The organism is Enterobacter sp. Taxon_2 (assembly GCF_058355295.1).
Genome location: NZ_CM178024.1, coordinates 289,755 through 316,445 on the forward strand (window position 1 = coordinate 289,755; position 26,691 = coordinate 316,445).

The 26,691-nt window shown below is 57.1% G+C and carries 27 protein-coding genes; 23 read left to right on the forward strand and 4 right to left on the reverse strand.

The window, feature by feature from the left end:
• The first annotated feature begins 8 nt into the window (after positions 1-8).
• From livH to ugpQ, 9 genes are all read left to right on the forward strand, one after another.
• A complete protein-coding gene (gene livH / locus AC4IC4_RS01300; protein WP_008500099.1) occupies positions 9-935 on the forward strand; it encodes a high-affinity branched-chain amino acid ABC transporter permease LivH in 927 nt (308 codons plus the stop codon).
• Positions 932-2,209, forward strand: coding sequence for a high-affinity branched-chain amino acid ABC transporter permease LivM (locus AC4IC4_RS01305; RefSeq protein WP_491472021.1), 1,278 nt, complete (start codon positions 932-934; stop codon positions 2,207-2,209). The genes livH and AC4IC4_RS01305 overlap by 4 nt, the downstream gene beginning before the upstream one ends.
• Positions 2,206-2,973, forward strand: coding sequence for a high-affinity branched-chain amino acid ABC transporter ATP-binding protein LivG (gene livG / locus AC4IC4_RS01310; protein ID WP_491472022.1), 768 nt, complete (start codon positions 2,206-2,208; stop codon positions 2,971-2,973). The genes AC4IC4_RS01305 and livG overlap by 4 nt, the downstream gene beginning before the upstream one ends.
• Before the next feature lies 1 nt (position 2,974).
• On the forward strand, positions 2,975-3,688 hold the full coding sequence (livF, locus tag AC4IC4_RS01315; RefSeq protein WP_008500102.1) for a high-affinity branched-chain amino acid ABC transporter ATP-binding protein LivF: 714 nt from the start codon (positions 2,975-2,977) through the stop codon (positions 3,686-3,688).
• A 252-nt stretch (positions 3,689-3,940) separates the two neighbouring features.
• The gene (gene ugpB / locus AC4IC4_RS01320) at positions 3,941-5,257 is read left to right on the forward strand and encodes a sn-glycerol-3-phosphate ABC transporter substrate-binding protein UgpB (protein ID WP_491472023.1); all 1,317 of its coding nucleotides are present in this window, start codon (positions 3,941-3,943) and stop codon (positions 5,255-5,257) included.
• Between the two features lie 106 nt (positions 5,258-5,363).
• Positions 5,364-6,251 carry a sn-glycerol-3-phosphate ABC transporter permease UgpA gene (gene ugpA, locus AC4IC4_RS01325; protein ID WP_032650577.1) on the forward strand — a complete coding sequence of 296 codons (888 nt, stop codon included), beginning with the start codon at positions 5,364-5,366 and terminating at the stop codon, positions 6,249-6,251.
• On the forward strand, positions 6,248-7,093 hold the full coding sequence (ugpE, locus tag AC4IC4_RS01330) for a sn-glycerol-3-phosphate ABC transporter permease UgpE (RefSeq protein ID WP_013099125.1): 846 nt from the start codon (positions 6,248-6,250) through the stop codon (positions 7,091-7,093). Before ugpA ends, ugpE begins: the two co-directional genes overlap by 4 nt.
• Position 7,094: 1 nt before the next feature.
• Positions 7,095-8,165 carry a sn-glycerol-3-phosphate import ATP-binding protein UgpC gene (locus tag AC4IC4_RS01335; protein ID WP_024906701.1) on the forward strand — a complete coding sequence of 357 codons (1,071 nt, stop codon included), beginning with the start codon at positions 7,095-7,097 and terminating at the stop codon, positions 8,163-8,165.
• Entirely contained in the window at positions 8,162-8,908 is a 747-nt protein-coding gene (gene ugpQ / locus AC4IC4_RS01340) for a glycerophosphodiester phosphodiesterase (RefSeq protein WP_024906702.1), read from the forward strand. The genes AC4IC4_RS01335 and ugpQ overlap by 4 nt, the downstream gene beginning before the upstream one ends.
• Here ugpQ and AC4IC4_RS01345 read toward each other — a convergent pair.
• Positions 8,892-9,269 (reverse strand): DUF2756 family protein, encoded by a 378-nt coding sequence (locus tag AC4IC4_RS01345; RefSeq protein ID WP_491472024.1) that lies wholly within the window; start codon positions 9,267-9,269, stop codon positions 8,892-8,894. The two genes, ugpQ and AC4IC4_RS01345, sit on opposite strands and share 17 nt — an antisense overlap.
• Before the next feature lie 123 nt (positions 9,270-9,392).
• Between AC4IC4_RS01345 and ggt the strand changes: the two genes are divergently transcribed.
• The gene (gene ggt / locus AC4IC4_RS01350; RefSeq protein ID WP_491472025.1) at positions 9,393-11,138 is read left to right on the forward strand and encodes a gamma-glutamyltransferase; all 1,746 of its coding nucleotides are present in this window, start codon (positions 9,393-9,395) and stop codon (positions 11,136-11,138) included.
• Between the two features lie 106 nt (positions 11,139-11,244).
• Here the strand turns inward: ggt and yhhY are convergent, their stop codons facing one another.
• Positions 11,245-11,733 (reverse strand): N-acetyltransferase, encoded by a 489-nt coding sequence (gene yhhY, locus AC4IC4_RS01355; protein WP_491472026.1) that lies wholly within the window; start codon positions 11,731-11,733, stop codon positions 11,245-11,247.
• Between the two features lie 256 nt (positions 11,734-11,989).
• On the opposite strand from yhhY, the gene AC4IC4_RS01360 reads away from it, so the two are divergent.
• The 5 genes from AC4IC4_RS01360 (at position 11,990) to gntU (ending at position 16,941) form a co-directional block, all read left to right on the forward strand.
• Positions 11,990-13,027: an oxidoreductase gene (locus tag AC4IC4_RS01360; protein ID WP_491472027.1), complete on the forward strand. Its 1,038-nt coding sequence runs from the start codon at positions 11,990-11,992 to the stop codon at positions 13,025-13,027.
• A 123-nt stretch (positions 13,028-13,150) separates the two neighbouring features.
• A complete protein-coding gene (locus AC4IC4_RS01365) occupies positions 13,151-13,846 on the forward strand; it encodes a pirin family protein (RefSeq protein WP_000639796.1) in 696 nt (231 codons plus the stop codon).
• Positions 13,847-13,947: 101 nt separating this feature from the next.
• Positions 13,948-14,943 carry a gluconate operon transcriptional repressor GntR gene (gntR, locus tag AC4IC4_RS01370; protein WP_024906706.1) on the forward strand — a complete coding sequence of 332 codons (996 nt, stop codon included), beginning with the start codon at positions 13,948-13,950 and terminating at the stop codon, positions 14,941-14,943.
• A 126-nt stretch (positions 14,944-15,069) separates the two neighbouring features.
• Positions 15,070-15,597: a gluconokinase gene (gntK, locus tag AC4IC4_RS01375; protein ID WP_008503362.1), complete on the forward strand. Its 528-nt coding sequence runs from the start codon at positions 15,070-15,072 to the stop codon at positions 15,595-15,597.
• Positions 15,598-15,600: 3 nt separating this feature from the next.
• On the forward strand, positions 15,601-16,941 hold the full coding sequence (gene gntU / locus AC4IC4_RS01380) for a gluconate transporter (protein ID WP_010436459.1): 1,341 nt from the start codon (positions 15,601-15,603) through the stop codon (positions 16,939-16,941).
• 104 nt (positions 16,942-17,045) lie between these two features.
• On the opposite strand, the gene plsB is transcribed toward gntU, so the two are convergent.
• On the reverse strand, positions 17,046-19,466 hold the full coding sequence (gene plsB / locus AC4IC4_RS01385) for a glycerol-3-phosphate 1-O-acyltransferase PlsB (RefSeq protein ID WP_024906708.1): 2,421 nt from the start codon (positions 19,464-19,466) through the stop codon (positions 17,046-17,048).
• Between the two features lie 154 nt (positions 19,467-19,620).
• Between plsB and AC4IC4_RS01390 the strand changes: the two genes are divergently transcribed.
• The 4 genes from AC4IC4_RS01390 to AC4IC4_RS01405 all read left to right on the forward strand — a co-directional run bounded on the left by AC4IC4_RS01390 (position 19,621) and on the right by AC4IC4_RS01405 (position 22,437).
• Positions 19,621-19,989: a diacylglycerol kinase gene (locus AC4IC4_RS01390; protein WP_032650593.1), complete on the forward strand. Its 369-nt coding sequence runs from the start codon at positions 19,621-19,623 to the stop codon at positions 19,987-19,989.
• A gap of 108 nt (positions 19,990-20,097) precedes the next feature.
• Positions 20,098-20,706, forward strand: a complete 609-nt coding sequence (gene lexA, locus AC4IC4_RS01395) for a transcriptional repressor LexA (RefSeq protein WP_024906710.1) — start codon at positions 20,098-20,100, stop codon at positions 20,704-20,706.
• A gap of 63 nt (positions 20,707-20,769) precedes the next feature.
• Positions 20,770-22,107 (forward strand): MATE family efflux transporter DinF, encoded by a 1,338-nt coding sequence (gene dinF, locus AC4IC4_RS01400; protein WP_491472028.1) that lies wholly within the window; start codon positions 20,770-20,772, stop codon positions 22,105-22,107.
• A gap of 120 nt (positions 22,108-22,227) precedes the next feature.
• The gene (locus AC4IC4_RS01405; RefSeq protein WP_024906712.1) at positions 22,228-22,437 is read left to right on the forward strand and encodes a CsbD family protein; all 210 of its coding nucleotides are present in this window, start codon (positions 22,228-22,230) and stop codon (positions 22,435-22,437) included.
• Positions 22,438-22,484: 47 nt separating this feature from the next.
• Here the strand turns inward: AC4IC4_RS01405 and zur are convergent, their stop codons facing one another.
• Complete coding sequence (zur, locus tag AC4IC4_RS01410) at positions 22,485-22,997, reverse strand: zinc uptake transcriptional repressor Zur (RefSeq protein WP_008503369.1); 513 nt, start codon at positions 22,995-22,997, stop codon at positions 22,485-22,487.
• A gap of 115 nt (positions 22,998-23,112) precedes the next feature.
• Here zur and AC4IC4_RS01415 point away from each other — a divergent pair, with 115 nt between their 5' ends.
• The 4 genes from AC4IC4_RS01415 to pspG all read left to right on the forward strand — a co-directional run bounded on the left by AC4IC4_RS01415 (position 23,113) and on the right by pspG (position 26,541).
• On the forward strand, positions 23,113-23,601 hold the full coding sequence (locus tag AC4IC4_RS01415) for a cupin domain-containing protein (RefSeq protein ID WP_024906713.1): 489 nt from the start codon (positions 23,113-23,115) through the stop codon (positions 23,599-23,601).
• Between the two features lie 223 nt (positions 23,602-23,824).
• A complete protein-coding gene (locus tag AC4IC4_RS01420) occupies positions 23,825-25,084 on the forward strand; it encodes a conjugal transfer protein TraF (RefSeq protein ID WP_491472790.1) in 1,260 nt (419 codons plus the stop codon).
• An 82-nt stretch (positions 25,085-25,166) separates the two neighbouring features.
• On the forward strand, positions 25,167-26,162 hold the full coding sequence (gene dusA, locus AC4IC4_RS01425) for a tRNA dihydrouridine(20/20a) synthase DusA (RefSeq protein ID WP_024906715.1): 996 nt from the start codon (positions 25,167-25,169) through the stop codon (positions 26,160-26,162).
• A 136-nt stretch (positions 26,163-26,298) separates the two neighbouring features.
• Positions 26,299-26,541, forward strand: coding sequence for an envelope stress response protein PspG (gene pspG / locus AC4IC4_RS01430; protein ID WP_023310044.1), 243 nt, complete (start codon positions 26,299-26,301; stop codon positions 26,539-26,541).
• Positions 26,542-26,691: the final 150 nt, after the last annotated feature.

Sequence of the window (26,691 nt, forward strand, 5' to 3'; positions counted from 1 at the left end):
GTTTGCATATGTCCGAGCAGTTTCTCTATTTCCTGCAGCAGATGTTTAACGGCGTTACGCTGGGAAGCACCTACGCGCTGATCGCCATCGGCTATACGATGGTTTACGGCATTATCGGCATGATCAACTTCGCCCACGGCGAGGTCTACATGATCGGTAGCTACGTCTCCTTTATGATTATTGCCGCCCTGATGATGATGGGCATCGACAGCAGCTGGCTGCTGGTCGCCGCCGGGTTTGTCGGCGCGATTGTGATAGCCAGCGCCTACGGCTGGAGCATTGAGCGCGTGGCCTATCGGCCGGTGCGCAGCTCCAAGCGTCTGATTGCGCTGATTTCCGCCATCGGGATGTCGATCTTCCTGCAAAACTACGTCAGTCTGACCGAAGGCTCACGCGACGTGGCGCTGCCAAGCCTGTTTAACGGCCAGTGGATTGTGGGGGCCAGCGAAAACTTCGCGGCGTCTATCACCACCATGCAGCTGGTTATCTGGGTCGTGACCTTTATTGCGATGCTCGCCCTGACGCTGTTCATCCGCTACTCGCGGATGGGACGCGCCTGCCGCGCCTGCGCAGAAGATCTGAAGATGGCGAGCCTGCTCGGCATCAACACCGACCGCGTGATTGCCCTGACCTTCGTGATTGGCGCCGCGATGGCGGCGGTGGCGGGTGTCCTGCTCGGCCAGTTCTACGGCGTGATCAACCCGTACATCGGCTTTATGGCCGGGATGAAAGCCTTCACCGCGGCGGTACTGGGCGGTATCGGCAGTATTCCGGGTGCCATGATTGGCGGCCTGATCCTGGGCGTGGCGGAAGCGCTCTCCTCGGCGTATCTGAGCACGGAATATAAAGACGTGGTGTCGTTTGCCCTGCTGATTCTGGTTCTGCTGGTGATGCCTACCGGTATTCTGGGCCGTCCGGAGGTAGAGAAAGTATGAAACCGATGCATTTTGCAATGGCGCTGCTCTCTGCCGCCATGTTCTTCGTGCTGGCGGGCGTCTTTATGGGCGTCCAGTTAGGTCTGGACGGGACGAAGCTGGTGGTGGATGCCGCCCCCGACATCCGCTGGCAGTGGGTGTTTATCGGCACCGCCGTGGTGTTCCTGTTCCAGCTGCTGCGTCCGCTGTTCCAGAAGTCGCTGAAAAACGTCTCCGGGCCGAAATTCGTTCTGCCGGCCATCGACGGGTCTACCGTTAAGCAGAAGCTGTTCCTCGTAGCGCTGCTGGTGGCCGCCGTGGCGTGGCCGTTTGTGGTGTCTCGCGGCACCGTGGATATCGCCACTCTGACCATGATCTATGTGATTCTCGGTCTCGGTCTGAACGTGGTGGTGGGGCTCTCTGGCCTGCTGGTACTGGGCTACGGCGGCTTCTACGCCATCGGCGCCTACACCTTCGCGCTGCTGAACCACTATTACGGCCTCGGCTTCTGGACCTGCCTGCCGCTGGCGGGGCTGGTCTCTGCCGCTGCGGGCTTTCTGCTTGGCTTCCCGGTATTGCGCCTGCGCGGTGACTACCTGGCGATTGTGACCTTAGGCTTTGGCGAAATCGTCCGTATCCTGCTGCTTAACAACACCGAAGTGACCGGCGGCCCGAACGGTATCAGCCAGATCCCGAAACCGACCTTCTTTGGCCTGGAGTTCAGCCGTACCGCCCGCGAAGGCGGCTGGGACACCTTCAGTAACTTCTTCGGCGTGAAGTATGACCCGTCCGACCGCGTAATCTGGCTCTATCTGGTGGCGCTGCTGCTGGTGGTGATTACCCTGTTCGTGATTAACCGTCTGCTGCGCATGCCGCTGGGCCGCGCGTGGGAAGCGCTGCGTGAAGATGAGATCGCCTGCCGCTCCCTGGGCCTGAACCCGACCCGCATCAAGCTGACCGCGTTCACCATCAGCGCCGCGTTTGCCGGTTTCGCCGGAACGCTGTTTGCCGCCCGTCAGGGCTTTGTGAGCCCGGAATCGTTCACCTTTGCCGAATCCGCCTTTGTGCTGGCGATTGTGGTGCTGGGCGGTATGGGCTCGCAGTTCGCCGTGATCCTCGCGGCCATCCTGCTGGTGGTTTCGCGCGAGCTGATGCGCGACTTTAACGAATACAGCATGCTGATGCTGGGTGGTTTGATGGTGCTGATGATGATCTGGCGTCCACAGGGCTTGCTGCCGATGACTCGTCCACAGCTGAAGCTGAAACGCACTCAGGCGAAAGGAGAGCAGGCATGAGTCAGCCATTATTATCCGTTAGCGGTCTGATGATGCGTTTTGGCGGCCTGCTGGCGGTCAACAATGTGTCACTGGATCTGCACAAGAAAGAGATTGTCTCCCTGATTGGCCCGAACGGCGCGGGGAAAACCACGGTCTTTAACTGCCTGACCGGCTTCTACAAGCCGACGGGCGGCACCATCATGCTGCGCGACAAGCATCTTGAAGGGCTGCCAGGCCAGCAGATTGCCCGCATGGGCGTGGTGCGTACCTTCCAGCACGTGCGTCTGTTCCGCGAGATGACGGTGATTGAGAACCTGCTGGTCGCGCAGCATCAGCAGCTGAAAACCGGGCTGTTCTCCGGCCTGCTGAAAACCCCGGCCTTCCGCCGCGCGCAGGATGAAGCGCTTGACCGCGCGGCGACCTGGCTCGACCGAATTGGCCTGCTGCAGCACGCCAACCGTCAGGCGAGCAACCTGGCCTACGGCGACCAGCGTCGTCTGGAGATTGTGCGCTGCATGGTGACCCAGCCGGAGATCCTGATGCTCGACGAACCGGCGGCAGGGCTCAACCCGAAAGAGACCAAAGAGCTGGACGAGCTGATTGCCGAACTGCGCGATCACCACGACACCACCATTCTGCTGATTGAGCACGACATGAAGCTGGTAATGGGCATTTCCGACCGTATCTACGTGGTTAACCAGGGTACGCCGCTGGCAAACGGCACGCCGGAAGAGATCCGCAACAACCCGGACGTGATCCGCGCATACCTGGGTGAGGCATAAGATGGAAAAAGCGATGTTAACGTTCGACAAGGTCAACGCGCACTACGGCAAGATCCAGGCGCTGCACGACGTCAGCCTGCACATCAATCAGGGTGAAATCGTGACCTTGATTGGCGCCAACGGCGCGGGTAAAACTACGCTGCTCGGCACCCTGTGCGGCGACCCGCGCGCCACCAGCGGGCGGATCGTGTTTGATGGTAAAGACATTACCGACTGGCAGACCGCCAGAATCATGCGTGAAGCGGTGGCGATTGTTCCGGAAGGGCGCCGGGTCTTCTCCCGCATGACGGTGGAAGAGAACCTGGCAATGGGCGGGTTCTTCGCCCACCGCGATGAATACCAGACCCGCATCAAGTGGGTCTATGAGCTCTTCCCGCGCCTGTGGGAGCGCCGCATTCAGCGTGCGGGCACCATGTCCGGCGGCGAGCAGCAGATGCTGGCGATAGGCCGCGCGCTGATGAGCCAGCCGCGTCTGCTGCTGCTGGACGAGCCGTCGCTCGGTCTTGCGCCGATCATCATCCAGCAGATTTTCGACACCATTGAGCAGCTGCGCAAAGAGGGGATGACCATCTTCCTCGTCGAGCAGAACGCCAACCAGGCGCTGAAGCTGGCTGACCGTGGCTACGTGCTGGAGAACGGCCGCGTAGTGCTGGAAGACACCGGCGACGCGCTGCTGGCGAACGAAGCGGTGCGGAGCGCGTATCTGGGCGGATAGGTAAAAGCAAAAAGGCAACGTAAGTTGCCTTTTTTAGTGTTTTCTCCCTCTCCCTGTGGGAGAGGGCCGGGGTGAGGGCACCAGACCGCACCCAACCATCCAACCCCCTTCACACAACCATCATCCCCCTGACGCCTGGCTGTCACTTATCTGTAAACAAACAGTTATTTTTCTGTAATTCGAGCATGTCATGTTACCTCGCGAGCATAAAACGCGTGATATCGCGCATCCGGCACAATAAGAGAGATGACAATGACATCGTTACGACACACAGCTTTGGGTCTGGCACTGGGTCTGGCTTTTGCGGCGAACGCAATGGCTGTCACCACCATTCCGTTCTGGCATTCAATGGAAGGGGAGTTGGGTAAAGAAGTTGACTCCCTGGCGCAACGTTTCAACGACACCCACCCGGATTACAAAATTGTGCCGGTGTACAAAGGCAACTATGAGCAGAGCCTGAGCGCGGGCATCGCCGCCTTCCGTACCGGCAACGCGCCGGCCCTGTTACAGGTTTATGAAGTGGGTACCGCCACTATGATGGCCTCCAAAGCCATCAAGCCGGTGTATGAAGTGTTCAAAGAGGCGGGTATCAACTTCGATGAATCCCAGTTTGTGCCGACCGTAGCGGGTTACTACACCGATTCCAAAACCGGCCATCTGCTGTCCCAGCCGTTTAACAGCTCTACGCCGGTGCTCTACTACAACAAAGACGCCTTCAAAAAAGCCGGTTTAGACCCGGAGCAGCCGCCAAAAACCTGGCAGGACCTGGCGGAGTACACCACGAAGCTGAAAGCGGCGGGGATGAAGTGCGGCTACGCCAGCGGCTGGCAGGGCTGGATCCAGATTGAAAACTTCAGCGCCTGGCACGGCCTGCCGGTGGCGACCAAAAACAACGGCTTCGACGGCACCGATGCGGTACTGGAGTTCAACAAGCCGGAGCAGGTGAAGCACATCGCGCTGCTTGCCGACCTGAACAAGAAGGGCGACTTCAGCTACTTCGGGCGTAAAGACGAATCCACCGAGAAGTTCTACAACGGCGACTGCGCCATTACCACCGCCTCGTCCGGCTCGCTGGCGGATATCCGTCACTACGCCAAATTCAACTATGGCGTGGGCATGATGCCGTATGACGCTGACGTGAAGGGCGCGCCGCAGAACGCCATCATCGGCGGGGCGAGCCTGTGGGTGATGCAGGGTAAAGACAAGGGCACCTATAAAGGCGTAGCCGAGTTCCTCGACTTCCTGGCCAAGCCTGAAAACGCCGCCGAGTGGCACCAGAAGACCGGCTACCTGCCGATCACCAAAGCCGCTTACGACCTGACCCGCGAGCAGGGCTTCTACAGCAAGAACCCAGGCGCGGACATCGCGACGCGCCAGATGCTGAACAAGCCGCCGTTGCCGTTCACCAAAGGTCTTCGTCTGGGCAACATGCCGCAGATCCGCACCATCGTGGATGAGGAGCTGGAAAGCGTGTGGACCGGGAAGAAAACGCCACAGCAGGCGCTGGACTCTGCGGTAGAGCGCGGGAATCAGCTGCTGCGCCGCTTTGAGCAGTCGACGAAATCGTAATCTGTGATTCGCCCGGTGGCGCTTCGCTTACCGGGCCTACGACGTGCCCCATGTAGGCCGGGTAAGGCGTAGCCGCCACCCGGCATTGTTCAGGAACCCAATCTCCATGTCATCATCCCGTCCGGTGTTCCGTTCCCGCTGGCTGCCGTACCTGTTGGTCGCGCCTCAGCTGGTCATCACCGTTATCTTCTTTATCTGGCCTGCGGGCGAAGCGCTGTGGTACTCGGTACAAAGCGTCGATCCGTTCGGGCTCTCCAGCCAGTTTGTTGGGCTGGACAACTTCACCGCGCTGTTCCATGACAGCTACTACCTGGACGCCTTCTGGACGACGATGAAGTTCAGCGCGCTGGTCACCGTCAGCGGTCTGGTTGCCTCGCTGTTTTTCGCCGCGCTGGTGGACTACGTGGTGCGCGGAAGTCGTATTTATCAGACCCTGATGCTGCTGCCGTACGCCGTGGCACCCGCCGTCGCCGCCGTACTGTGGATCTTCCTGTTTAACCCCGGCCGTGGGTTGATTACCCATTTCCTGGCAGAGTTCGGCTACGACTGGAACCACGCTCAGAACAGCGGTCAGGCGATGTTCCTGGTGGTGTTCGCCTCGGTGTGGAAGCAGATCAGCTATAACTTCCTGTTCTTCTTTGCCGCGCTGCAGTCCATCCCGCGCTCGCTGGTGGAAGCCGCGGCAATTGACGGCGCAGGGCCTATCCGTCGCTTCTTTAGACTGTCGCTGCCGCTGATCGCCCCGGTGAGTTTCTTCCTGCTGGTGGTTAACCTCGTGTACGCCTTCTTCGACACCTTCCCGGTGATCGACGCGGCGACCGCAGGCGGTCCGGTGCAGGCGACCACCACGCTTATCTACAAGATCTACCGCGAAGGCTTCGCCGGTCTGGATCTCTCTGCCTCTGCCGCGCAGTCGGTGGTGCTGATGTTCCTCGTCATCATCCTCACGGTGGTGCAGTTCCGCTATGTCGAAAGTAAGGTGCGCTACCAATGATTGAGAACCGTCGCGGGCTGACGATTTTCAGCCACACCATGCTGATTCTGGGGATTATCGTCATCCTGTTTCCGCTGTACGTGGCCTTTGTCGCCGCCACGCTGGACACCAAAGCGGTGTTCGATACGCCGATGACGCTGATCCCAGGCACGCATCTTTTCGAGAACATGAAGACCATCTGGACCCAGGGCGTGGGCGCCAACAGCGCGCCGTTCTGGCTGATGATGCTCAACAGCTTCATCATGGCGTTTGGCATTACGGTCGGCAAAATCACGGTGTCGATGCTGTCGGCCTTCGCCATCGTCTGGTTCCGCTTTCCGCTGCGCAACCTGTTTTTCTGGATGATTTTTATTACCCTGATGCTGCCGGTAGAGGTGCGTATCTTCCCGACGGTGGAAGTGATCGCCAACCTGAAGATGCTCGACAGCTACGCGGGCTTAACCCTGCCGCTGATGGCCTCGGCGACCGCCACCTTCCTGTTCCGCCAGTTCTTTATGACCCTGCCGGACGAGTTGATCGAGGCGGCGCGCATTGATGGCGCATCGCCGATGCGCTTCTTCCGCGACATCGTGCTGCCGCTGTCGAAAACTAACCTTGCGGCGCTGTTTGTGATCACCTTTATCTACGGCTGGAACCAGTACCTGTGGCCGCTGCTGATTATTCAGGACGTCAACCTCGGCACCGCCGTGGCGGGCATCAAAGGCATGATCGCCACCGGCGAAGGCACCACCCTCTGGAACCAGGTGATGGCGGCAATGCTGCTCACCCTTATCCCACCCGTAGTCATTGTTTTAGCCATGCAGCGCGCGTTTGTCCGCGGCCTGGTCGATAGCGAGAAATAAGATGGCAGGTTTAAAACTTCAGGCAGTAACCAAAAGCTGGGACGGCAAAACCCAGGTGATTCAGCCGCTGACGCTTGACGTGGCGGACGGGGAATTTATCGTGATGGTCGGCCCGTCCGGCTGCGGCAAATCAACGCTGCTGCGCATGGTGGCGGGGCTGGAGCGCGTCACCTCCGGGGATATCTGGATTGACCGCCAGCGCGTCACCGAGATGGAGCCAAAAGACAGGGGCATCGCGATGGTGTTCCAGAACTACGCCCTCTATCCGCACATGAGCGTGGAGGAGAACATGGCCTGGGGGCTGAAAATCCGCGGCATGGGCAAAGGCCATATCGAGGAGCGCGTGAAAGAGGCCGCCCGCATTCTGGAACTCGACGGCCTGCTCAAGCGCCGCCCGCGCGAGCTCTCCGGCGGCCAGCGCCAGCGCGTGGCGATGGGACGCGCCATCGTGCGCGATCCGGCGGTATTCCTGTTCGACGAGCCGCTCTCTAACCTCGACGCCAAGCTGCGCGTGCAGATGCGTCTTGAGCTGCAGCAGCTGCACCGTCGTCTGAAAACCACGTCACTGTACGTGACACACGATCAGGTCGAAGCCATGACGCTCGCCCAGCGCGTGATGGTGATGAACAAAGGCATCGCTGAGCAGATTGGCACCCCGGTGGAGGTGTACGAGAAACCGGCCACCCGCTTTGTGGCGAGCTTTATCGGCAGCCCGGCGATGAACCTGCTGGAAGGGCGTATCAGCAGCGCGGGCTCGCACTTTGAGCTGGAAAGCGGGATGGCATTGCCGATCAACTGGTACTATCGTGGCTACGCCGGGCGTAAGATGACGCTCGGTATCCGCCCGGAACATATCGGTTTAACCTCTCAGGCGGAAGGCGGCGTGCCGCTGGTGATGGACACGCTGGAGATGTTGGGTGCAGATAACCTGGCGCACGGGCGCTGGGGCGAGCAAAAAATGGTGGTGCGTCTGGCGCATCAGGAGCGCCCTAAAGCCGGCAGCACGCTGTGGCTCCACCTGCCGGAAAATCATCTGCACCTGTTTGACGGTGAAACAGGACAACGAGTATGAGCAACTGGCCTTATCCCCACGTCGTCGCCCACCGGGGCGGCGGTAAGCTGGCGCCGGAAAACACGCTGGCGGCGATTGACGTTGGCGCGCGCTACGGTCACACGATGATCGAGTTCGACGCCAAGCTGTCGAAAGACGGCGAAATTTTCCTGCTGCATGACGATAACCTCGAGCGCACCAGCAACGGCTGGGGCGTCGCGGGCGAACTGCCGTGGCGCGACCTGCTGAAGGTAGACGCCGGAAGCTGGTACAGCGGTGAATTCAAAGGCGAACCGCTGCCGCTGCTGGCGGAAGTGGCGGATCGCTGTCGCCTGCACGGCATGATGGCCAATATCGAAATTAAACCGACCACCGGTACCGGGCCGCTGACGGGTAAAGTGATTGCTCTGGCCGCGCGCGAGCTGTGGGAAGGGATGACCGCGCCGCTGCTCTCCTCGTTTGAAATTGACGCACTGGAAGCGGCACAGGCGGCCGTACCGGAGCTGCCTCGCGGGCTGCTGCTGGACGAGTGGCGCGAGGACTGGCGCGAGCTGACGACGCGCCTGGCGTGTGTCTCTATCCATCTTAATCACAGGCTGCTGGATGAGACGCGGGTGAAGATGCTGAAAGACGCGGGTCTACATATTCTGGTCTACACGGTGAACAAACCCCAGCGTGCAGCCGAACTGCTGCGCTGGGGCGTGGACAGCATCTGTACCGATGCAATCGACCTGATAGGCCCGGACTTTAGTTCTGCGGATTAAGCATACTGCCATTCGACTGCGGCGGCAGCATATGCTGCTGTCCGCTGCCTGACGACGTCATTCCCCCTAACATCCCGCCGTTTTTATTCGGCAGCGGCTGCTCGCGCACCTGCCCCTGCTGCACGCGCTGGGTGTTGGCGTTCATCTGATTATGCAGGCTTTGCTGCTGCATCTGGGTCTGCGTTCTCAGTTGCTGATTAAGCATCCCTTTCTGCTGCTGTTGCTGGCTCATCATCTCGGTCTGCATACGCTGCTGGCTCGGGATAACATAGCCCTGCTGGTTCGGGTTGTTCATGGTGTTGAGTGGCTGTGCGAGCGCGGCAAAGGGGATCAGCGCCGTAAGAATCATCAAGCGTTTCATTGTCATTTCCTCCTTTTGAGGTCTCTCTTAAGTTTACCCTGATTTCACCATGACGATGATTTTTTAGGAGTTGTGAACCAGGCTTAAGCGGGGAATATGGATCCCTTCACCTGGAGAACAATAATGATGAAACCAACGTTTTTGCGCTGGGTCGCTCTCGCCGCGCTGATGGCAGGCGGTACATTTAGCGTGGCGGCCAACCCGCCCGCGGCGCCTCCGGTCTCTTACGGCGTGGAGGAAGATGTTTTTCATCCCGTGCGGGCAACCCATGGCATGGTAGCGTCCGTGGATGCGCTGGCAACAAAAGTGGGCGTCGATATTCTCAGGCAGGGCGGTAACGCGGTGGATGCCGCGGTCGCCGTCGGCTATGCGCTGGCGGTAACGCATCCGCAGGCGGGGAACCTGGGTGGCGGCGGCTTTATGATGCTGCGCACCAAAGACGGCAAAACGACGGCCATCGACTTCCGCGAGATGGCGCCTGCTCAGGCCTCCCGCGATATGTTCCTCGACGACCAGGATAACCCTGACAGCAAAAAATCCCTGACCTCGCATCTCGCGACCGGCACGCCGGGCACCGTCGCGGGCTTCTCGCTGGCGCTGGAAAAATACGGCACCCTGCCGCTGAACAAGGTAGTGCAGCCTGCCATCAAGCTGGCGCGCGACGGCTTTGTGGTAAACGATGCGCTGGCGGACGATCTCAAAACCTACGGCAGCGAAGTCATTCCGAATCATGAAAACAGCAAAGCGATCTTCTGGAAAGACGGTGAGCCGCTGAAGAAGGGCGATAAGCTGGTGCAGAAGAACCTCGCTAAAAGCCTGGAGCTGATTGCAGAGCACGGTCCGGACGCCTTCTACAAAGGGGCGATTGCCGACCAGATTGCACAAGAGATGCAAAAGAACGGCGGGCTCATCACCAAAGCGGATCTGGCGGACTACAAGGCGGTGGAGCGCGAGCCGATTAGCGGCACCTACCGCGGGTACGAGGTATTCTCCATGCCGCCACCGTCTTCCGGGGGCATTCACATCGTGCAGATCCTCAACATTCTTGAAAACTTCGATATGCACAAGTTCGGCTTCGGCAGCGCGGATGTCATGCAGGTGATGGCGGAAGCGGAAAAGCGCGCCTACGCCGACCGCTCGGAATATCTCGGCGATCCGGACTTCGTGAAGGTGCCGTGGCAGGCGCTGACTAACAAAGCCTATGCCAAATCTATTGCCGATCAGATCGACATCAACAAGGCTAAGCCGTCGAGCGAGATCCGCCCCGGCAAGCTGGCGCCGTATGAAAGCAACCAGACCACCCACTTCTCGGTGGTGGATAAAGACGGTAACGCGGTGGCGGTGACCTATACGCTCAACACCACCTTCGGCACCGGGATTGTGGCGGGCAACAGCGGCATTCTGCTGAACAACGAGATGGACGACTTCTCTGCCAAACCGGGCGTGCCGAACGTCTACGGGCTGGTTGGCGGCGATGCGAATGCGGTAGGGCCGAAGAAACGTCCGCTGTCGTCCATGTCGCCCACCATCGTGGTGAAAGACGGGAAAACCTGGCTGGTGACCGGCAGCCCAGGCGGCAGCCGGATTATCACCACCGTGCTGCAAATGGTGGTGAACAGCATCGACTTTGGAATGAACGTCGCCGAAGCCACCAACGCCCCGCGTTTCCACCATCAGTGGCTGCCGGACGAGCTGCGCGTGGAGAAGGGCTTTAGCCCGGATACCATCAAGCTGCTGGAGCAGCGCGGTCAAAAGGTGGCGGTGAAAGAGGCGATGGGCAGTACGCAGAGCATTATGGTGGGTCCAGACGGGGCGCTGTTTGGCGCATCGGACCCGCGTTCAGTGGATGATTTGACGGCGGGGTATTGATTATTCCCCTCACCCTAACCCTCTCCCCATAGGGGAGAGGGGATTGCACGGTGCGGTCTTTTCTCCCTCGCCCCTATGGGGAGAGGGTCGGGGTGAGGGGAGTGTGTCACTTCATTCTCGCCATATAATACGCGTCCACATATTCACCGTTGCGCAGGGCATAGCGCTTTCCTGTGCCTTCGATCTCAAATCCGTGCTTTTTGTACACCGCGATCGCCGGTTCGTTATCGACAAACACCGTCAGCTCAATACGATCGACGCGCAGCCAGTTGTCGCACATATCAATCATGGTGCGCATCAGCGCGCTGGCTACGCCCCGGTTTTGCCACTGTGCGCCTACGCAAATCCCAAAATCAGCCACATGGCTGCGACGTGGGCGTTGCGCGACGGCGATGCACAGATGTCCGGCGACATTACCATCTATGCAGGCGACAAGCTGCTTGATGCCGGGCTGGTCGGATAGCCGTTCTTGCCACATGTGTTCAGAGGGGTGAGGAACCTGTAGCGTGTTGTGGTACACCTCCGGCTGGGCGTGGATCTGACGAATGGCGTCATAATCTTTCGATTCCGCGTGGCGTATCACTATCTCACTCATTCCTTGTTCCTCAGTCAGTTAAAGGTCCCTTCCAACATCGATGACTTTAAAATTTGAGTCAACTGCTATTTTTTGCAAAAAGTATTGGACAAGTGCGAATGAGAATGATTATTATTGCTTTGCGTTCAGGAAGACCTCTACGGGAACCTGAAAGCACGACATTGCTCACATTGCTTCCAGTATTACTTTAGCCAGCTTTTAGCTGGCTTTTTTTTTGTTATGGTTAGACTCAGTAACCTTCCAAAAGGACTGAGCTATGACACTACATTGCGCATTTATTGGATTTGGTAAAAGTACGACTCGCTATCACCTGCCGTATGTTCTCACCCGTAAAGACAGCTGGCATGTGGCCCATATCTACCGCCGCCGCGCGAAGCCGGAAGAGCAATCTCCACAGTATTCCCACATCCACTTCACCAGCGATCTCGATGAGGTGCTTAACGACCCACAGGTGAAGCTGGTGGTTGTCTGCACCCACTCCGACAGCCATTTTGACTATGCCAAACGCGCGCTCAATGCGGGTAAAAACGTGCTGGTGGAAAAGCCGTTCACCCCGACTATCGCCGAAGCGAAAGAGCTGTTCGCGCTGGCGAAAAGCAAAGGTCTGACCGTTACGCCGTATCAGAACCGTCGCTTTGACAGCTGCTTCCTGACGGCGAAAAAAGCGATTGAAAGCGGCAAGCTGGGCGACATCGTGGAAATAGAAAGCCACTTCGATTACTACCGTCCGGTAGCGGAAACGCAACCCGGCCTGCCGCAGGACGGCTCGTTCTATGGTCTGGGCGTGCACACTATGGACCAGATCATCTCCCTGTTTGGCCGACCGGACCACGTGGCGTATGACATCCGAAGCCTGCGTAATAAAGCCAACCCGGACGATACTTTTGAAGCGCAGCTGTTCTACGGCGACCTGAAAGCCATCGTCAAAACCAGCCATCTGGTGAAGATCGACTACCCGAAATTTATCGTTCACGGCACCCGAGGCTCGTTCATTAAGTACGGTATTGACCAGCAGGAGACCAGCCTGAAGGCTAACATCATGCCGGGAGAACCAGGTTTTGCGGCGGATGATTCCGTGGGCGTCCTGGAGTACGTGAACGATGAGGGCGTAACGGTCAGGGAGGAGCTGAAACCGGAAACTGGCGACTATGGTCGCGTCTACGATGCGCTCTATGACACCCTCACATCCGGCGCGCCGAATTACGTCAAGGAATCTGACGTTCTGACCAACCTCGAAATCCTTGAACGGGCCTTCGAACAGGCTTCTCCTGCCACGGTAACCCTCGCAAAATAAGCAAAAACGGCTCCTCTGCGCTTGTTCATAATTTTTGAACAGAGGAGTCAATTTTCACCCTCTATGATCCCAGGCGGTTTGCGTCCACACTTACTCCATCGAAACGAACTGAGGGTGAAAACAATGATCTACTTACGCAAAGCAAACGAACGTGGTCACGCGAATCATGGCTGGCTGGACTCATGGCATTCATTCTCGTTTGCCGACTACTACGACCCGAACTTCATGGGCTTCTCCGCACTGCGCGTGATTAACGACGACGTGATTGATGCAGGCCAGGGCTTCGGTACCCACCCGCACAAAGACATGGAAATCCTGACCTATGTGCTGGAAGGGGCGGTTGAGCACCAGGACAGCATGGGCAACAAAGAGCAGGTTCCGGCGGGCGAGTTCCAGATTATGAGCGCGGGTACCGGGGTGCGTCACTCCGAGTACAACCCGAGCAAAACGGAAAAACTGCACCTGTATCAAATCTGGATCATTCCAGAAGAGACCGGCATCACGCCGCGCTACGAGCAGCGCCGCTTCGACGCGAAACAGGGCAAACAGCTGGTGCTGTCCCCGGATGCGCGTGAAGGTTCCCTGAAAGTGCATCAGGATATGGAGCTGTACCGCTGGGCGCTGGCGAAAGACGAACAGTCTGTCCATCAGATTGCCGCTAACCGCCGCGTCTGGATCCAGGTGGTGAAAGGTGAAGTGTCCATCAACGGCACCAAAGCAACCACCGCCGATGGTCTGGCCATCTGGGATGAGCAGGCGCTCTCCGTGCATGCCGACAGCGAAAGCGAAATTCTGCTGTTTGACCTGCCACCGGTGTAATAAAACATAAATAAATACCCATCCTTCCCTTTGACAGGGGAAGGATGGGCTTTGTCCGTGATAAACTGAGCAAATCTCTCACTTCAAGATTTCTCAGGACGATGAAAAAGAAACGCCCCGTACTTCAGGATGTCGCCGATCGCGTCGGTGTGACCAAAATGACGGTCAGCCGTTTTTTACGTAACCCGGAACAGGTTTCCGTGGCGTTACGTGGCAAGATTGCCGCTGCCCTTGATGAACTGGGTTATATCCCCAACCGCGCACCCGATATTCTCTCCAATGCGACCAGCCGTGCGGTGGGCGTCCTGCTTCCATCCTTGACCAACCAGGTTTTCGCCGAAGTATTGCGGGGAATTGAAAGCGTCACCGATGCTTTTGGCTACCAGACCATGCTCGCCCACTACGGGTATAAGCCGGAACTGGAAGAGGAACGTCTTGAGTCGATGCTTTCCTGGAACATTGACGGCCTGATTTTAACCGAACGTACCCACACTGCCCGCACGCTCAAAATGATAGAAGTGGCGGGTATCCCTGTAGTGGAACTGATGGACAGCCAGTCGCCGTGTCTCGATATTGCCGTTGGGTTCGATAACTTTGAAGCGGCGCGCCAGATGACGGCGGCCATCATCGCCCGTGGGCATCGTCATATCGCCTATCTGGGTGCGCGTCTTGATGAACGTACTATCATCAAACAGAAGGGATACGAGCAGGCGATGCTCGACGCAAACTTAACCCCGTACAGCGTGATGGTGGAGCAGTCCTCTTCCTATACGTCGGGTATTGAGCTGATGCGTCAGGCGCGACGCGAGTATCCGCAACTGGACGGTATTTTCTGTACCAACGATGACCTGGCGGTTGGCGCGGCGTTTGAGTGTCAGCGTCTGGGGTTAAAGATCCCTGATGATATGGCGATCGCCGGTTTCCACGGCCACGACATTGGCCAGGTGATGGAGCCGCGTCTGGCGAGCGTCCTGACCCCGCGTGAACGTATGGGCCGCATTGGTGCAGAACGCCTGCTGGCGCGCATTCGTGGTGAGGCAGTTACCCCGAAAATGTTAGATTTAGGTTTCACCTTGTCACCGGGTGGATCTATTTGAACTGACAAATTTGAAGTAGCTCACACTTATTCACTTCGCGCACGTTTGGATATTGCTTCTCTTTTGCCCCGGCAGGACAATGTTACCGATAACTGTTACCCGTAACAATTGACTGAGGGACACCCTTTGAGCACGACTAATCACGATCACCACGTCTACGTCCTGATGGGCGTTTCCGGTAGCGGGAAATCAGCCGTAGCCAGCGAAGTGGCGCATCAACTCCAGGCTGCGTTCCTTGATGGCGACTTCCTCCATCCGCGCAGCAACATCATGAAAATGGCCTCCGGCGAGCCGCTGAACGACGACGACCGCAAACCGTGGTTGCAGGCGCTGAATGACGCCGCGTTCGCTATGCAGCGTACCAATAAAGTCTCCCTGATCGTCTGCTCTGCGCTGAAAAAAACCTACCGCGACCTGCTGCGCGACGGTAACCCGAACCTCTCTTTCATCTACCTGAAAGGGGATTTCGAGGTGATTGAAAGCCGTCTGAAGGCGCGTAAAGGTCACTTCTTCAAAACCCAGATGCTGGTGACGCAGTTCGAAGCGCTGCAGGAGCCGGGTGAAGACGAGAAAGACGTCTTAGTGGTTGATATCGATCAGTCACTGGAAGGTGTTGTTGCCAGCACCATCGAGGTCATTAATAAAAGGCAGTAAGTTTTGAGTACATTAACGCTAGTTTTGACAGCAGTGGGTTCCGTGTTGCTGCTGCTGTTTTTAGTGATGAAGGCGCGTATGCACGCTTTTGTTGCTTTGATGGTGGTTTCTATAGGCGCAGGTCTCTTTTCCGGTATGCCGCTCGACAAGATCGCCGCGACGATGGAAAAAGGGATGGGCGGTACGCTGGGCTTCCTGGCGATTGTGGTCGCGCTGGGCGCGATGTTTGGCAAGATTTTGCACGAGACGGGCGCGGTCGACCAGATTGCCGTCAAAATGCTGAAATCCTTCGGCCACAGCCGAGCGCACTACGCGATTGGCCTGGCGGGCCTGATTTGCGCGCTGCCGCTGTTCTTTGAAGTGGCCGTTGTGCTGCTGATAAGCGTCGCATTCTCCATGGCGCGCCATACCGGCACAAACCTCGTGAAGCTGGTTATTCCACTGTTTGCGGGCGTGGCGGCGGCTGCGGCGTTTCTGCTGCCTGGGCCTGCGCCGATGCTGCTGGCGTCCCAGATGCACGCTGACTTTGGCTGGATGATCCTGATTGGCCTGTGCGCGGCAATCCCGGGAATGATTATTGCCGGTCCGCTGTGGGGCAACTTCATCAGCCGTTACGTTGAGCTGCATATCCCGGACGACATCACCGAGCCGCACCTGGGCGAGGGCAAAATGCCATCCTTCGGCTTCAGCCTGTCGCTGATCCTGCTCCCGCTGGTGCTGGTGGGTCTGAAAACCATCGCCGCGCGCTTTGTGCCGGTGGGTTCCAGCGCCTATGAATGGTTTGAGTTCATCGGTCACCCGTTCACGGCGATCCTGGTGGCCTGTCTGGTGGCGATTTACGGTCTGGCGATGCGTCAGGGGATGCCAAAAGACCGGGTGATGGAGATCTGCGGTGCCGCGCTGCAGCCTGCGGGGATTATCCTGCTGGTGATCGGTGCCGGCGGCGTGTTCAAGCAGGTACTGGTGGATTCCGGCGTGGGCCCGGCTCTGGGCGAAGCGCTGACCGGGATGGGCCTGCCGATTGCGGTAACCTGCTTTGTGCTGGCGGCGGCGGTGCGTATCATCCAGGGTTCCGCCACCGTGGCGTGTTTAACCGCCGTGGGTCTGGTGATGCCGGTAATTGAACAGCTGAACTACTCCGGTGCCCAGATGGCCGCGCTATCTATCTGTATCGCGGGTGGTTCGATCGTGGTCTCTCACGTTAACGACGCAGGCTTCTGGCTGTTCGGTAAATTTACCGGTGCCACCGAAGCGCAAACCCTGAAAACCTGGACGCTGATGGAGACCATCCTCGGTACGACGGGTGCGATTGTCGGGATGATTGCCTTTACGCTGCTCAGCTGAATGCGGTGATTTAACAAGGCTAAAAATAAGGCCCGGTAGCGTCAGCGCGTACCGGGCCTTTTTATTATCCAGGGCGTCAGGCCGTGCCATAACCCGGCATTGCGTTACTCGCCCTGCGTGGCGCTCTCAATCGTCAAACGCACGTCCGAGGTAATCAGCTCTGCCAGCATCTGGTACACCTTCAGCGTCTCTTCCGGCTCGGCATCGCCCGTATCGCTGATGAAGCCTTCATCGCGCAGCGTCAGGACCAGGGAACTGAAGACCGCTTTGTCGAAGAATTCAGGGGCGTTAATGCCGTGCAGAACGGACAGGCGCTGTGCCAGCGTCCGGCTCTCTTTCTCCAGCGTACCGCGGTTGATAGACGGGTTCGCACTCAGCAGCCAGAACGTAATGGCGTAGCGCTGCAGCGTTTCGCGCGCACCGGCTGCCAGCAGTTGCAGGGTGCGGGAGCGTGACGGGTTGATGTGCAGCTCGTCGTTCGTGACGGTGATCAGCCCCTGGCGACGCAGCTCTTCCGTCAGTTTATCCAGCTCGCCCGCCAGCTCATCCTTACTCCAGCGCAGGAACAGCTCCGCTTTCAGCATCGGATAGAGCGTTTCAACGTGACGCAAGAGTTCCTGACGCGAGATACGGCGATGCTGCGTGATGATAGCCGCCATGAGCGACGGCAGCATCAGCATATGGGTGATGTTGTTTCGGTAGTAGGTCATCAGCACTGCCTGCTCGCGCGGCAGAATGATGATGTCGCCGATCGTGTCCTTTTCGACTTCAAACTTGTTCATCTGCAGCGCGTGATCGATAAGCTCACTGGCGGTCGCAGAAGGCACGGTTGAATCAACGGAATACGGCACGTTGCGCATCATATCCAGATAGCAATCCAACTGCTCCGTGAGCTGTTCACGGGTCAGCGAGCGCTGACGCGAAGCCAGAAGCGCCGTACAGCACAGGTTCATGGCGTTAGCCGCACCGGCGTTGTTTATGCGCACCATCAGCTCGGACGCGATGCCGTTGACCGTTGGCGTCAGCCAGGCCGGACGAATCGCTTCGATAGGATCGATGGATTCGCGCCACTCGGGAACGTGATGGTTCAGGTACGTCATCAGCGGCATTGGTTCGCCAAAGTTCACGTAGCCCTGACCGAGATTGCGCAGCTTGCTCAGGCCGCGCAGCATCTGCGGCAGGCTCTCTTTTTCTTTGGTCGCACCGCGCAGCTCTTTGGCGTACGTGCCCACTTCCATCACGTGCTCATAGCCAATGTAGATAGGCACCAGCGTGATGGGACGGGTTCCTCCGCGCAGCATCGCCTGGATGGTCATCGACAGCGTGCCGGTCTTAGGATCGAGCAGACGTCCGGTACGGGAACGCCCACCTTCCACGAAGTACTCCACAGAATAGCCGCGGCTGAACAGCTCGCCCAGATACTCACGGAACACGGTGGAGTAGAGCTTGTTGCCCTTGAAGGTACGACGAATAAAGAACGCGCCCAGGCGGCGGAAAATCGGGCCCGCTGGCCAGAAGTTCAGGTTGATACCGGCTGCGATGTGCGGTGGTACCAGCCCCTGATGATAGAGCACGTAGGAAAGGAGCAGGTAGTCCATGTGGCTGCGGTGGCAGGGAACATAGACAATCTCATGGCCATCATGCGCCAGCTGACGCACGCGCTCGGCGTTATGAACGTTGATGCCCTGGTAGAGACGGTTCCAGGTAAAGCCGAGAATACGATCGGACAGGCGAATCATCTCGTAAGAGAAGTTTGCTGCAATCTCTTCCATCAGCGCAATGGCGTTCTGCTGGGCTTTCTCATGCGAAATTTTCTTGCTACGCGCTTCGTCTTCGACGGCGCGGGCAATCGCTTTGGAGGCCAGCAGCTTGTTGAACAGATCCTGACGCGCCGGGAGACGCGGCCCAACGGCAGCCAGGCGCTGACGGGCGAAGTGCATACGCGCCACGCGCGCCAGTTTTTGCGCGATGATCTTGTCGGTGCCGTGCTCGTCCGCCATGCGACGCAGCGAAACGGAAGGGGAGAAACGCACAAAGCTGTCGCGCCCCAGCCAGGAGACCGCAAAGAACTTCTGGATGCCGTTAAGCATGCGCAGCGGCGGGTTCTCTTCACCTTTTTCACGTCCCGGACGACGACCAAACATCACCGATACCGGCACCATCTGCACATCCAGATCGGGGTTGCTGCGGTGCAGGTCGAGATAGTCATGGAACAGCTTGATGGACTCTTCTTTTGGCGTGTAGTAGGTAAACACGCGCGGTCCACCGTGAATGAACACATAGCGCGGCAGCAGCGTACCGTCAACTTCAAGCGGTTCAAGCGGGTCAGGTAAGTCATGCGCCAGACACTGGGCGCGAAGCGTCAGTAAGTCTGCCTTCGAGTTATAAGGCAAAACGTACATAATAGGACGTGACGTATCGAGCCCCAATTCCAGCGCGGGTTCTGCTGGGATAGACTTGCTTTTTACCAGGATGCTTAATGGTAAATTAAGTAATTTGTAGTAAATTCGTGGCCAGCCGGACATAAACGATGTAAAGCCTCTGGTTAATAATGCAATTGCGGCGCAAGGATAACAGAAAGCGCGCAAAATTTCTGTTGTTACCCGTCATACTTCAGGCTGTAGCGAAACGCGCTACAGTTCCTGTTACTGACGCTTTTTTTCATAAAAGGTTCTTTTAATGGCCAATAATACCACTGGGTTAACGCGTATCATCAAAGCCGCCGGCTATTCATGGAAAGGTTTCCGTGCCGCGTGGATCAACGAAGCCGCCTTTCGCCAGGAGGGCGTCGCCGCTATCATCGCGGTGATCGTCGCCTGTTATCTTGATGTTGATGCTATTACCCGCGTACTTCTTATCGGTTCCGTACTTCTGGTGATGATAGTGGAAATTCTTAATAGCGCTATTGAGGCCGTGGTTGATCGCATTGGTTCAGATTTCCATGAACTTTCTGGCCGCGCAAAAGACATGGGCTCTGCTGCCGTGTTGCTGGCGATTATCACTGCCGCTATCACCTGGGTCACGCTGCTTTGGTCACATTTCCGATGAGCCTCGAGGAATAATTAAGTCCCTGGTTTTTTGTGCAGTTTTTGGTTCCAAAATCGCCTTTGACTGTATATACTCACAGCATAACTGTATATACACCCAGGGGGCGGAATGAAAGCGTTAACGACCAGGCAGCAAGAGGTGTTTGATCTCATCCGGGATCATATCGGCCAGACGGGTATGCCACCCACGCGTGCGGAAATCGCGCAGCGTCTGGGCTTCCGTTCTCCGAATGCTGCCGAAGAACACCTGAAAGCGCTGGCGCGTAAGGGCGTGATTGAGATTGTCTCGGGCGCGTCGCGTGGTATCCGCCTGCTGGTGGAAGAAGAGACGGGCATTCCGCTGGTGGGACGTGTTGCCGCCGGTGAGCCTTTACTGGCACAGCAGCATATTGAAGGCCACTATCAGGTCGATCCAGCCATGTTCAAACCGAGCGCTGATTTCCTGCTGCGCGTCAGCGGCATGTCGATGAAAGACATCGGCATTCTTGACGGCGATCTGCTTGCGGTGCACAAAACGCAGGATGTGCGTAACGGCCAGGTGGTGGTCGCGCGCATTGACGACGAAGTGACCGTCAAGCGTCTGAAAAAACAGGGGAACACCGTTCAGCTACTGCCTGAAAACAACGAGTTCTCCCCGATTGTGGTCGATCTGCGCGAACACAACTTCTCTATCGAAGGACTGGCGGTTGGGGTCATTCGCAACGGCGAATGGCTGTAACCTCTTCCTGACAGGCTATGGTGCCGCTGTAGCCTGCTTCATTCTCCACACCCGGTATTTTTCATGTCACTGCTGACGGCATCCGATAAGGCATTGTGGCGTCTTGCTCTGCCGATGATCTTCTCCAATATTACCGTTCCCTTGCTGGGTCTGGTCGATACTGCCGTTATTGGCCATCTTGATTCGCCTGTCTATCTTGGCGGCGTGGCGATTGGCGCGACGGCAACCAGCTTCCTGTTTATGCTGCTGCTCTTTTTGCGTATGAGCACCACCGGGCTCACGGCACAGGCTTATGGTGCAAAAGATCCGCTGCGTCTGGCGCGCGCGCTGGTCCAGCCGCTGATCCTCGCGCTTGGCGCGGGGGCGTTAATCGTTTTATTACGTGCGCCCCTGATCGACCTTGCGCTTCATGTTGTTGGCGGCAGCGAGGCGGTACTGGCGCAGGCGCGACGTTTCCTTGAAATCCGCTGGCTCAGCGCGCCCGCGTCACTGGCTAACCTGGTTCTGCTGGGGTGGCTACTGGGCGTTCAGTACGCCCGTGCACCCGTGATTTTGCTGGTGGTGGGTAACCTGCTCAATATCGTTTTGGATGTCTGGCTGGTCATGGGTCTGCATATGAACGTGCAGGGCGCGGCGCTTGCGACGGCGATTGCCGAATACGGGACCTTTATCATTGGCCTGTGGATGGTCTGGCGCGTGCTGGCGATGCGCGGCATCTCCCTGGCGCTGCTCAAAAACGCATGGCGCGGCAATATCCGTAAGCTGCTGGCGCTTAACCGAGACATCATGCTGCGCTCGCTGCTGCTTCAGCTCTGCTTCGGGGCGCTGACGGTTTTCGGGGCTCGACTGGGGCCAGAAATCGTTGCGGTCAACGCGGTATTGATGACGCTACTGACCTTTACCGCCTACGCGCTGGACGGTTTTGCCTATGCGGTAGAAGCGCATTCCGGGCAGGCGTACGGTGCGCGCGAAAGCGGGCAACTACGGGATGTCTGGCGGGCAGCCTGCCGTCAGTCGGGACTGGTGGCGCTGGTGTTTGGCCTGGTTTACGCCTGCTTTGGTGAGCAGATCGTTGCATTGCTGACGTCTCTTCCTGCGCTGCGCGAGCTGGCGAGTCACTATCTCATCTGGCAAGTCGTCTTACCGGTGGTCGGCGTCTGGTGTTATCTGCTGGACGGCATGTTTATTGGTGCGACGCGCGGAGCGGAAATGCGTAACAGTATGGCGGTTGCAGCGGCCGGGTTTGGTCTGACGCTGCTGACGCTCCCCTGGCTGGGTAATCACGGTTTGTGGCTGGCCCTGGCCGTTTTCCTCTCGCTGCGAGGGTTGTCGCTGGCGTTTATCTGGCACCGCCACTGGCAAAACAATACCTGGTTCCCTTCACGTCACGATATATCGTGACGGTTAAAGATTCCGAATATGAAACTAACTGCCGAATCCTTAACTACAATAATTATCACGTCCAGCAGAAAAGAACGTAACGGACGTTACGACCCGACGCTTAACTAAGAGGACACGATGATGAATAAAGACGAAATCGGCGGCAACTGGAAGCAGTTCAAAGGTAAAGCGAAAGAAAAGTGGGGTAAGCTGACGGATGACGATATGACCGTCATTGAAGGTAAACGCGATCAGCTTGTCGGTAAAATTCAGGAACGTTACGGCTACGCGAAAGATCAGGCGGAAAACGAAGTCAAAGACTGGGAAACCCGTAACGACTACCGCTGGTAACGCTGAATAACCCACAGGGCGGCTCTAAGCCGCCTTTTCTTTTGCCGTTAACGCGGCTTTTTCTTCACAAGAATTGAGTGGTCGTGCTGGCACGCGTCCTGATGACGACAGGCTTCCACCTCCACGCACGCGGAACAGAGCCCGTGCGCCTCAATCACGTTATGACGCAGGGCAAACCCCATTTTCGCTGCCAGCGTATGCATAATGTCTTCCACGCCTTCTGCAGCCTCTTCTTTCACTACGCCGCAGCGGTCACAGATAAACATCGCCGATGTGTGGGTAGGCTGATCGAACAGATGGCACAGCACATAGCTGTTGGTGGATTCCACCTTGTGCACGAACCCTTGTTCAAGCAGGAAATCCAGGGCGCGATATACCGTTGGCGGCTTTGCCTGCGGCTCGCTTTCGCGCAGCAGATCGAGCAGATCGTAGGCGCTGATGGCACCCTGCTGCAGGCTCATCAGACGTAATACTTCAAGGCGCTGCGGAGTCAGGCGCACATTGCGTTGCGCGCACAGCTTTTCGGCCTGCGCTAACAGCTCTTTTGTGGACTTATCCATGTAGCACCCCGGATGTTATAGGACGGAAAACTCCCACTTTATCATGTTCTGGTAAAAACACCGAGATCCGCCAGTCTGTGCTATACCTGACCCATTACAAACCGGGAAATAAACAATGAAAAAACCTGACTGTATTCGGCACTGGCGCGACGTAGAAGGTGCGGATGATTCGACCTATCCAGATAGCGATGAGCTTTTTTCTATCGGCGCCCCGTTGGCTCGTAAGCTTGGACTCAGACGCATTGGTATCCATCATGAGCGTTTGCCGCCAGGGCGCAGAACGTCCTATCCGCATGCGGAAAGCGATGAAGAAGAGTTCATTTATGTGCTCGAAGGTTATCCAGAAGCGTGGATAAATGGCTATTTATGGAAACTTGAACCTGGCGACAGCGTGGGATTTCCTGCCGGAACCGGTATCTGCCACACCTTTATCAACAACACGGAGGAAGAGGTGCGGTTGCTGGTCGTAGGCGAGGCCAACAAGAAGCACAATCGCATCTACTATCCCCTCAACCCGGTGTATGCCGCCACGCGGGAAGATCGCTGGGTAGACCATCCCCCACAGTTTTTTGGGCCGCATGATGGAAAACCTGGGAAAAAATAATTTCCTCTTCTATAAATATTGAGGGCCGTCACAAAATATAACAGGCCGTAAGGGAGTTTTACTTAGGGATAGAAATAGCGGGTCTTTTACTACTTATTCACAGCAATAGTTCGTTCCTGTTTGGGTGATAACAGACAGGGGTTATTTCATAACAGACTATAACGGGCATACTGTGAAAAAAATTTTTAAATTTTCGGTGGTTAGCATTGCTGTCTCCTTGTTTATGGCTAATCAGGCGGGAGCAGCCAATACCTGGACAGAATCACGGAGTGACGCCATGGGCGGGACGGGCGTTGCCTCCGGGAGCTATGGCAGTGGGGCGTTAATTAACCCGGCGCTGCTGGCAAAGGCAAAACCAGACGATGATGTGACGGTCATCTTGCCAGCCGTTGGGGTGCAGGTGACGGATGAAGACAATCTTCAGGATGAGATTGATACCATCAACGACAAAATTAATCACTACAAGGATGTGGTTGATGACCTCACGCCAAGGGAGATTATCACTAATCCGTTAGGTTCCATTAATCAATTCCAGGGCGCGGCCAAAGATCTCGCCGATGAGCTGGACTATCTCAAAGGCAAAACCGCACGCGCGACGGCAGGAGCAGGGCTTGCGGTGAGTATCCCTAACGATGTGCTTTCCGTGGCCTTTATGGCGAAAGGCTATGCCCATGGCCGGGTTAGCTCGTCTATCGATCAGCAAGATATTGATTATCTGCGCGGTATTCAACGAAGCAAAGTGGTGGCTGCCGGTGTTGCCCTGGACGCTGCGCTGAACGGCACGGATCAGATCACTAAAAATCTCAACTCAACGGCGTCTGGCCGGGCGGCGATTGTGTCCGACTATGGTGTTGCCGTTGCCCGTCAGTTTGACCTCGGCGGCGTCCCGGTTTCCGTGGGCGTGACGCCAAAACTGCAAAAAACTTGGGTCTATAACTACACCACCTCAATCTACGATTACGACAGTAACAAGTGGAACGACAGCCGCTACCGCACAGATGACACGGGCTTTAACGTCGATGCCGGTATTGCGGCTGATTTAGGCGAGAACTGGACGGTCGGCGTGAGCGGCCAAAACCTGATGTCGCGCGATATCGACACCAAAGATATCCGTATCCGCAATGGCCGGACGGGGGAAGTGGTGAGCTATAAAGATACCTACCAGATCCGTCCGCTGGTGACCGCCGGAGCCGCCTGGCACAACGATCTGGTGACGCTGACCGCCGATGGCGATTTGACGGAAACCAAAGGCTTTAAGAGCGAAGATACGTCGCAGTATGTTGGCGTGGGTGCCGAGGTGACGCCGCTCAGCTGGCTGGCGGTGCGTGCGGGTTATCGCGCGGACGTGAAGGGTAACGACAGCAATGTCTTTACCGGCGGTGTCGGTTTCGCGCCGTTTAGCACCGTTCATGTTGACCTGATGGGCCTGTACGGTGAAGACGAAACCTGGGGCGCAGGGGCTCAGCTGAGCATGACGTTCTAAAGTCCACCGGAGGCGCTGCGCCTCCGGCTTTTCTTTGTGCTATAGTAGCGCCCCTTTTCCACCAGATGCTTAAAACTTCGCCATGTCGTCAGAATCACAGACCGCTTTCCCTGCACACCGTTTCTCCATTGCGCCGATGCTCGACTGGACGGACAGACACTGCCGCTATTTCCTGCGCCAGCTCTCCCGCCATACGCTGCTGTACACCGAAATGGTGACTACGGGCGCAATCATCCACGGGAAGGGCGATTATCTGGCCTATAGCGAAGAAGAGCATCCGGTTGCCCTGCAGCTGGGCGGCAGCGATCCGGCCGCGCTGGCGCAGTGCGCGAAGCTGGCGGAAGCGCGCGGCTACGACGAGATCAACCTGAACGTTGGCTGTCCGTCCGACCGCGTGCAAAACGGCATGTTTGGTGCCTGCCTGATGGGGAATGCCCAGCTGGTGGCGGACTGTATTAAGGCGATGCGTGACGTCGTTTCCATTCCGGTGACGGTCAAAACCCGTATCGGCATTGACGACCAGGACAGCTATGAATTCCTGTGCGACTTCATCAATACGGTCTCCGGAAAGGGCGAGTGCGAGACGTTCATCATCCACGCGCGAAAAGCCTGGCTCTCCGGCCTCAGCCCAAAAGAGAACCGTGAGATCCCGCCGCTGGACTATCCGCGCGTGTATCAGCTGAAGCGTGACTTCCCGCACCTGACCATGTCCATTAACGGCGGCATCAAGTCGCTGGAAGAGGCCAAAGCGCACCTTGAGCATATGGATGGGGTGATGGTTGGGCGCGAGGCATATCAGAATCCAGGCATTCTGGCGATGGTCGATCGCGAAATCTTTGGCATCGAAGGCGCAGACACCGATCCGGTTGCCGTCGTGCGTGCGATGTATCCTTACATTGAGCGCGAGCTGAGCAACGGTACGTATCTCGGCCATATCACCCGCCATATGCTTGGGCTGTTCCAGGGCATTCCGGGCGCGCGTCAGTGGCGTCGCTACCTGAGCGAAAACGCACATAAAGCCGGCGCCGATATTGAGGTGCTGGAACATGCGCTGCGCCTGGTGGCAGACAAGCGATAACTTTCGCTAAAAGTTCGTCAAATTCACCACGCCCTGCGAATTCTCGCGGGGCGTTTTGCTTTAATAACAACAGGTTAATGCTGGCATGATTCTTGTAATGTTTACTGCATTACTCGGGAACTCGTGGGAGAGCACCATGCTGGAACTACTTTTTGTGATTGGCTTTTTTGTCATGCTGTTAGCGACAGGCGTTTCGCTGCTCGGCATTCTGGCGGCTATCGTGGTAGCGACGGTGGTCATGTTTATTGGCGGACTGTTTGCCCTGACGATCAAACTGCTGCCGTGGCTACTGCTGGCCATTGCGGTCGTGTGGGTGATTCGGGCGATTAAAGCGCCAAAAGTGCCCAGTTATCAGCGCAATAACCGCTTCCGTTACTAAGGTATTGAGGGGTTCGTCACATACTTGTAACTTTTCCGGCGGTATGGCTTAGAACAGAATAGGATTTACTTATCGAATCTGTCACTATGACTGCCGATAACGAATTCATCGAGCTGTACCCTACATACAGCCGAACTAAAAAAAGAAAGG

Excerpts from the sequence above, each read along its gene's own strand:
- livH (WP_008500099.1), top strand. The coding sequence starts at position 9 with ATGTCCGAGCAGTTTCTCTATTTCCTGCAGCAGATGTTTAACGGCGTT.
- AC4IC4_RS01305 (WP_491472021.1), top strand. The coding sequence starts at position 932 with ATGAAACCGATGCATTTTGCAATGGCGCTGCTCTCTGCCGCCATGTTC.
- livG (WP_491472022.1), top strand. The coding sequence starts at position 2,206 with ATGAGTCAGCCATTATTATCCGTTAGCGGTCTGATGATGCGTTTTGGC.
- livF (WP_008500102.1), top strand. The coding sequence starts at position 2,975 with ATGGAAAAAGCGATGTTAACGTTCGACAAGGTCAACGCGCACTACGGC.
- ugpB (WP_491472023.1), top strand. The coding sequence starts at position 3,941 with ATGACATCGTTACGACACACAGCTTTGGGTCTGGCACTGGGTCTGGCT.
- ugpA (WP_032650577.1), top strand. The coding sequence starts at position 5,364 with ATGTCATCATCCCGTCCGGTGTTCCGTTCCCGCTGGCTGCCGTACCTG.
- ugpE (WP_013099125.1), top strand. The coding sequence starts at position 6,248 with ATGATTGAGAACCGTCGCGGGCTGACGATTTTCAGCCACACCATGCTG.
- AC4IC4_RS01335 (WP_024906701.1), top strand. The coding sequence starts at position 7,095 with ATGGCAGGTTTAAAACTTCAGGCAGTAACCAAAAGCTGGGACGGCAAA.
- ugpQ (WP_024906702.1), top strand. The coding sequence starts at position 8,162 with ATGAGCAACTGGCCTTATCCCCACGTCGTCGCCCACCGGGGCGGCGGT.
- AC4IC4_RS01345 (WP_491472024.1), bottom strand. The coding sequence starts at position 9,269 with ATGAAACGCTTGATGATTCTTACGGCGCTGATCCCCTTTGCCGCGCTC.
- ggt (WP_491472025.1), top strand. The coding sequence starts at position 9,393 with ATGATGAAACCAACGTTTTTGCGCTGGGTCGCTCTCGCCGCGCTGATG.
- yhhY (WP_491472026.1), bottom strand. The coding sequence starts at position 11,733 with ATGAGTGAGATAGTGATACGCCACGCGGAATCGAAAGATTATGACGCC.
- AC4IC4_RS01360 (WP_491472027.1), top strand. The coding sequence starts at position 11,990 with ATGACACTACATTGCGCATTTATTGGATTTGGTAAAAGTACGACTCGC.
- AC4IC4_RS01365 (WP_000639796.1), top strand. The coding sequence starts at position 13,151 with ATGATCTACTTACGCAAAGCAAACGAACGTGGTCACGCGAATCATGGC.
- gntR (WP_024906706.1), top strand. The coding sequence starts at position 13,948 with ATGAAAAAGAAACGCCCCGTACTTCAGGATGTCGCCGATCGCGTCGGT.
- plsB (WP_024906708.1), bottom strand. The coding sequence starts at position 19,466 with ATGTCCGGCTGGCCACGAATTTACTACAAATTACTTAATTTACCATTA.
- AC4IC4_RS01390 (WP_032650593.1), top strand. The coding sequence starts at position 19,621 with ATGGCCAATAATACCACTGGGTTAACGCGTATCATCAAAGCCGCCGGC.
- lexA (WP_024906710.1), top strand. The coding sequence starts at position 20,098 with ATGAAAGCGTTAACGACCAGGCAGCAAGAGGTGTTTGATCTCATCCGG.
- dinF (WP_491472028.1), top strand. The coding sequence starts at position 20,770 with ATGTCACTGCTGACGGCATCCGATAAGGCATTGTGGCGTCTTGCTCTG.
- AC4IC4_RS01405 (WP_024906712.1), top strand. The coding sequence starts at position 22,228 with ATGAATAAAGACGAAATCGGCGGCAACTGGAAGCAGTTCAAAGGTAAA.
- zur (WP_008503369.1), bottom strand. The coding sequence starts at position 22,997 with ATGGATAAGTCCACAAAAGAGCTGTTAGCGCAGGCCGAAAAGCTGTGC.
- AC4IC4_RS01415 (WP_024906713.1), top strand. The coding sequence starts at position 23,113 with ATGAAAAAACCTGACTGTATTCGGCACTGGCGCGACGTAGAAGGTGCG.
- AC4IC4_RS01420 (WP_491472790.1), top strand. The coding sequence starts at position 23,825 with ATGGCTAATCAGGCGGGAGCAGCCAATACCTGGACAGAATCACGGAGT.
- dusA (WP_024906715.1), top strand. The coding sequence starts at position 25,167 with ATGTCGTCAGAATCACAGACCGCTTTCCCTGCACACCGTTTCTCCATT.
- pspG (WP_023310044.1), top strand. The coding sequence starts at position 26,299 with ATGCTGGAACTACTTTTTGTGATTGGCTTTTTTGTCATGCTGTTAGCG.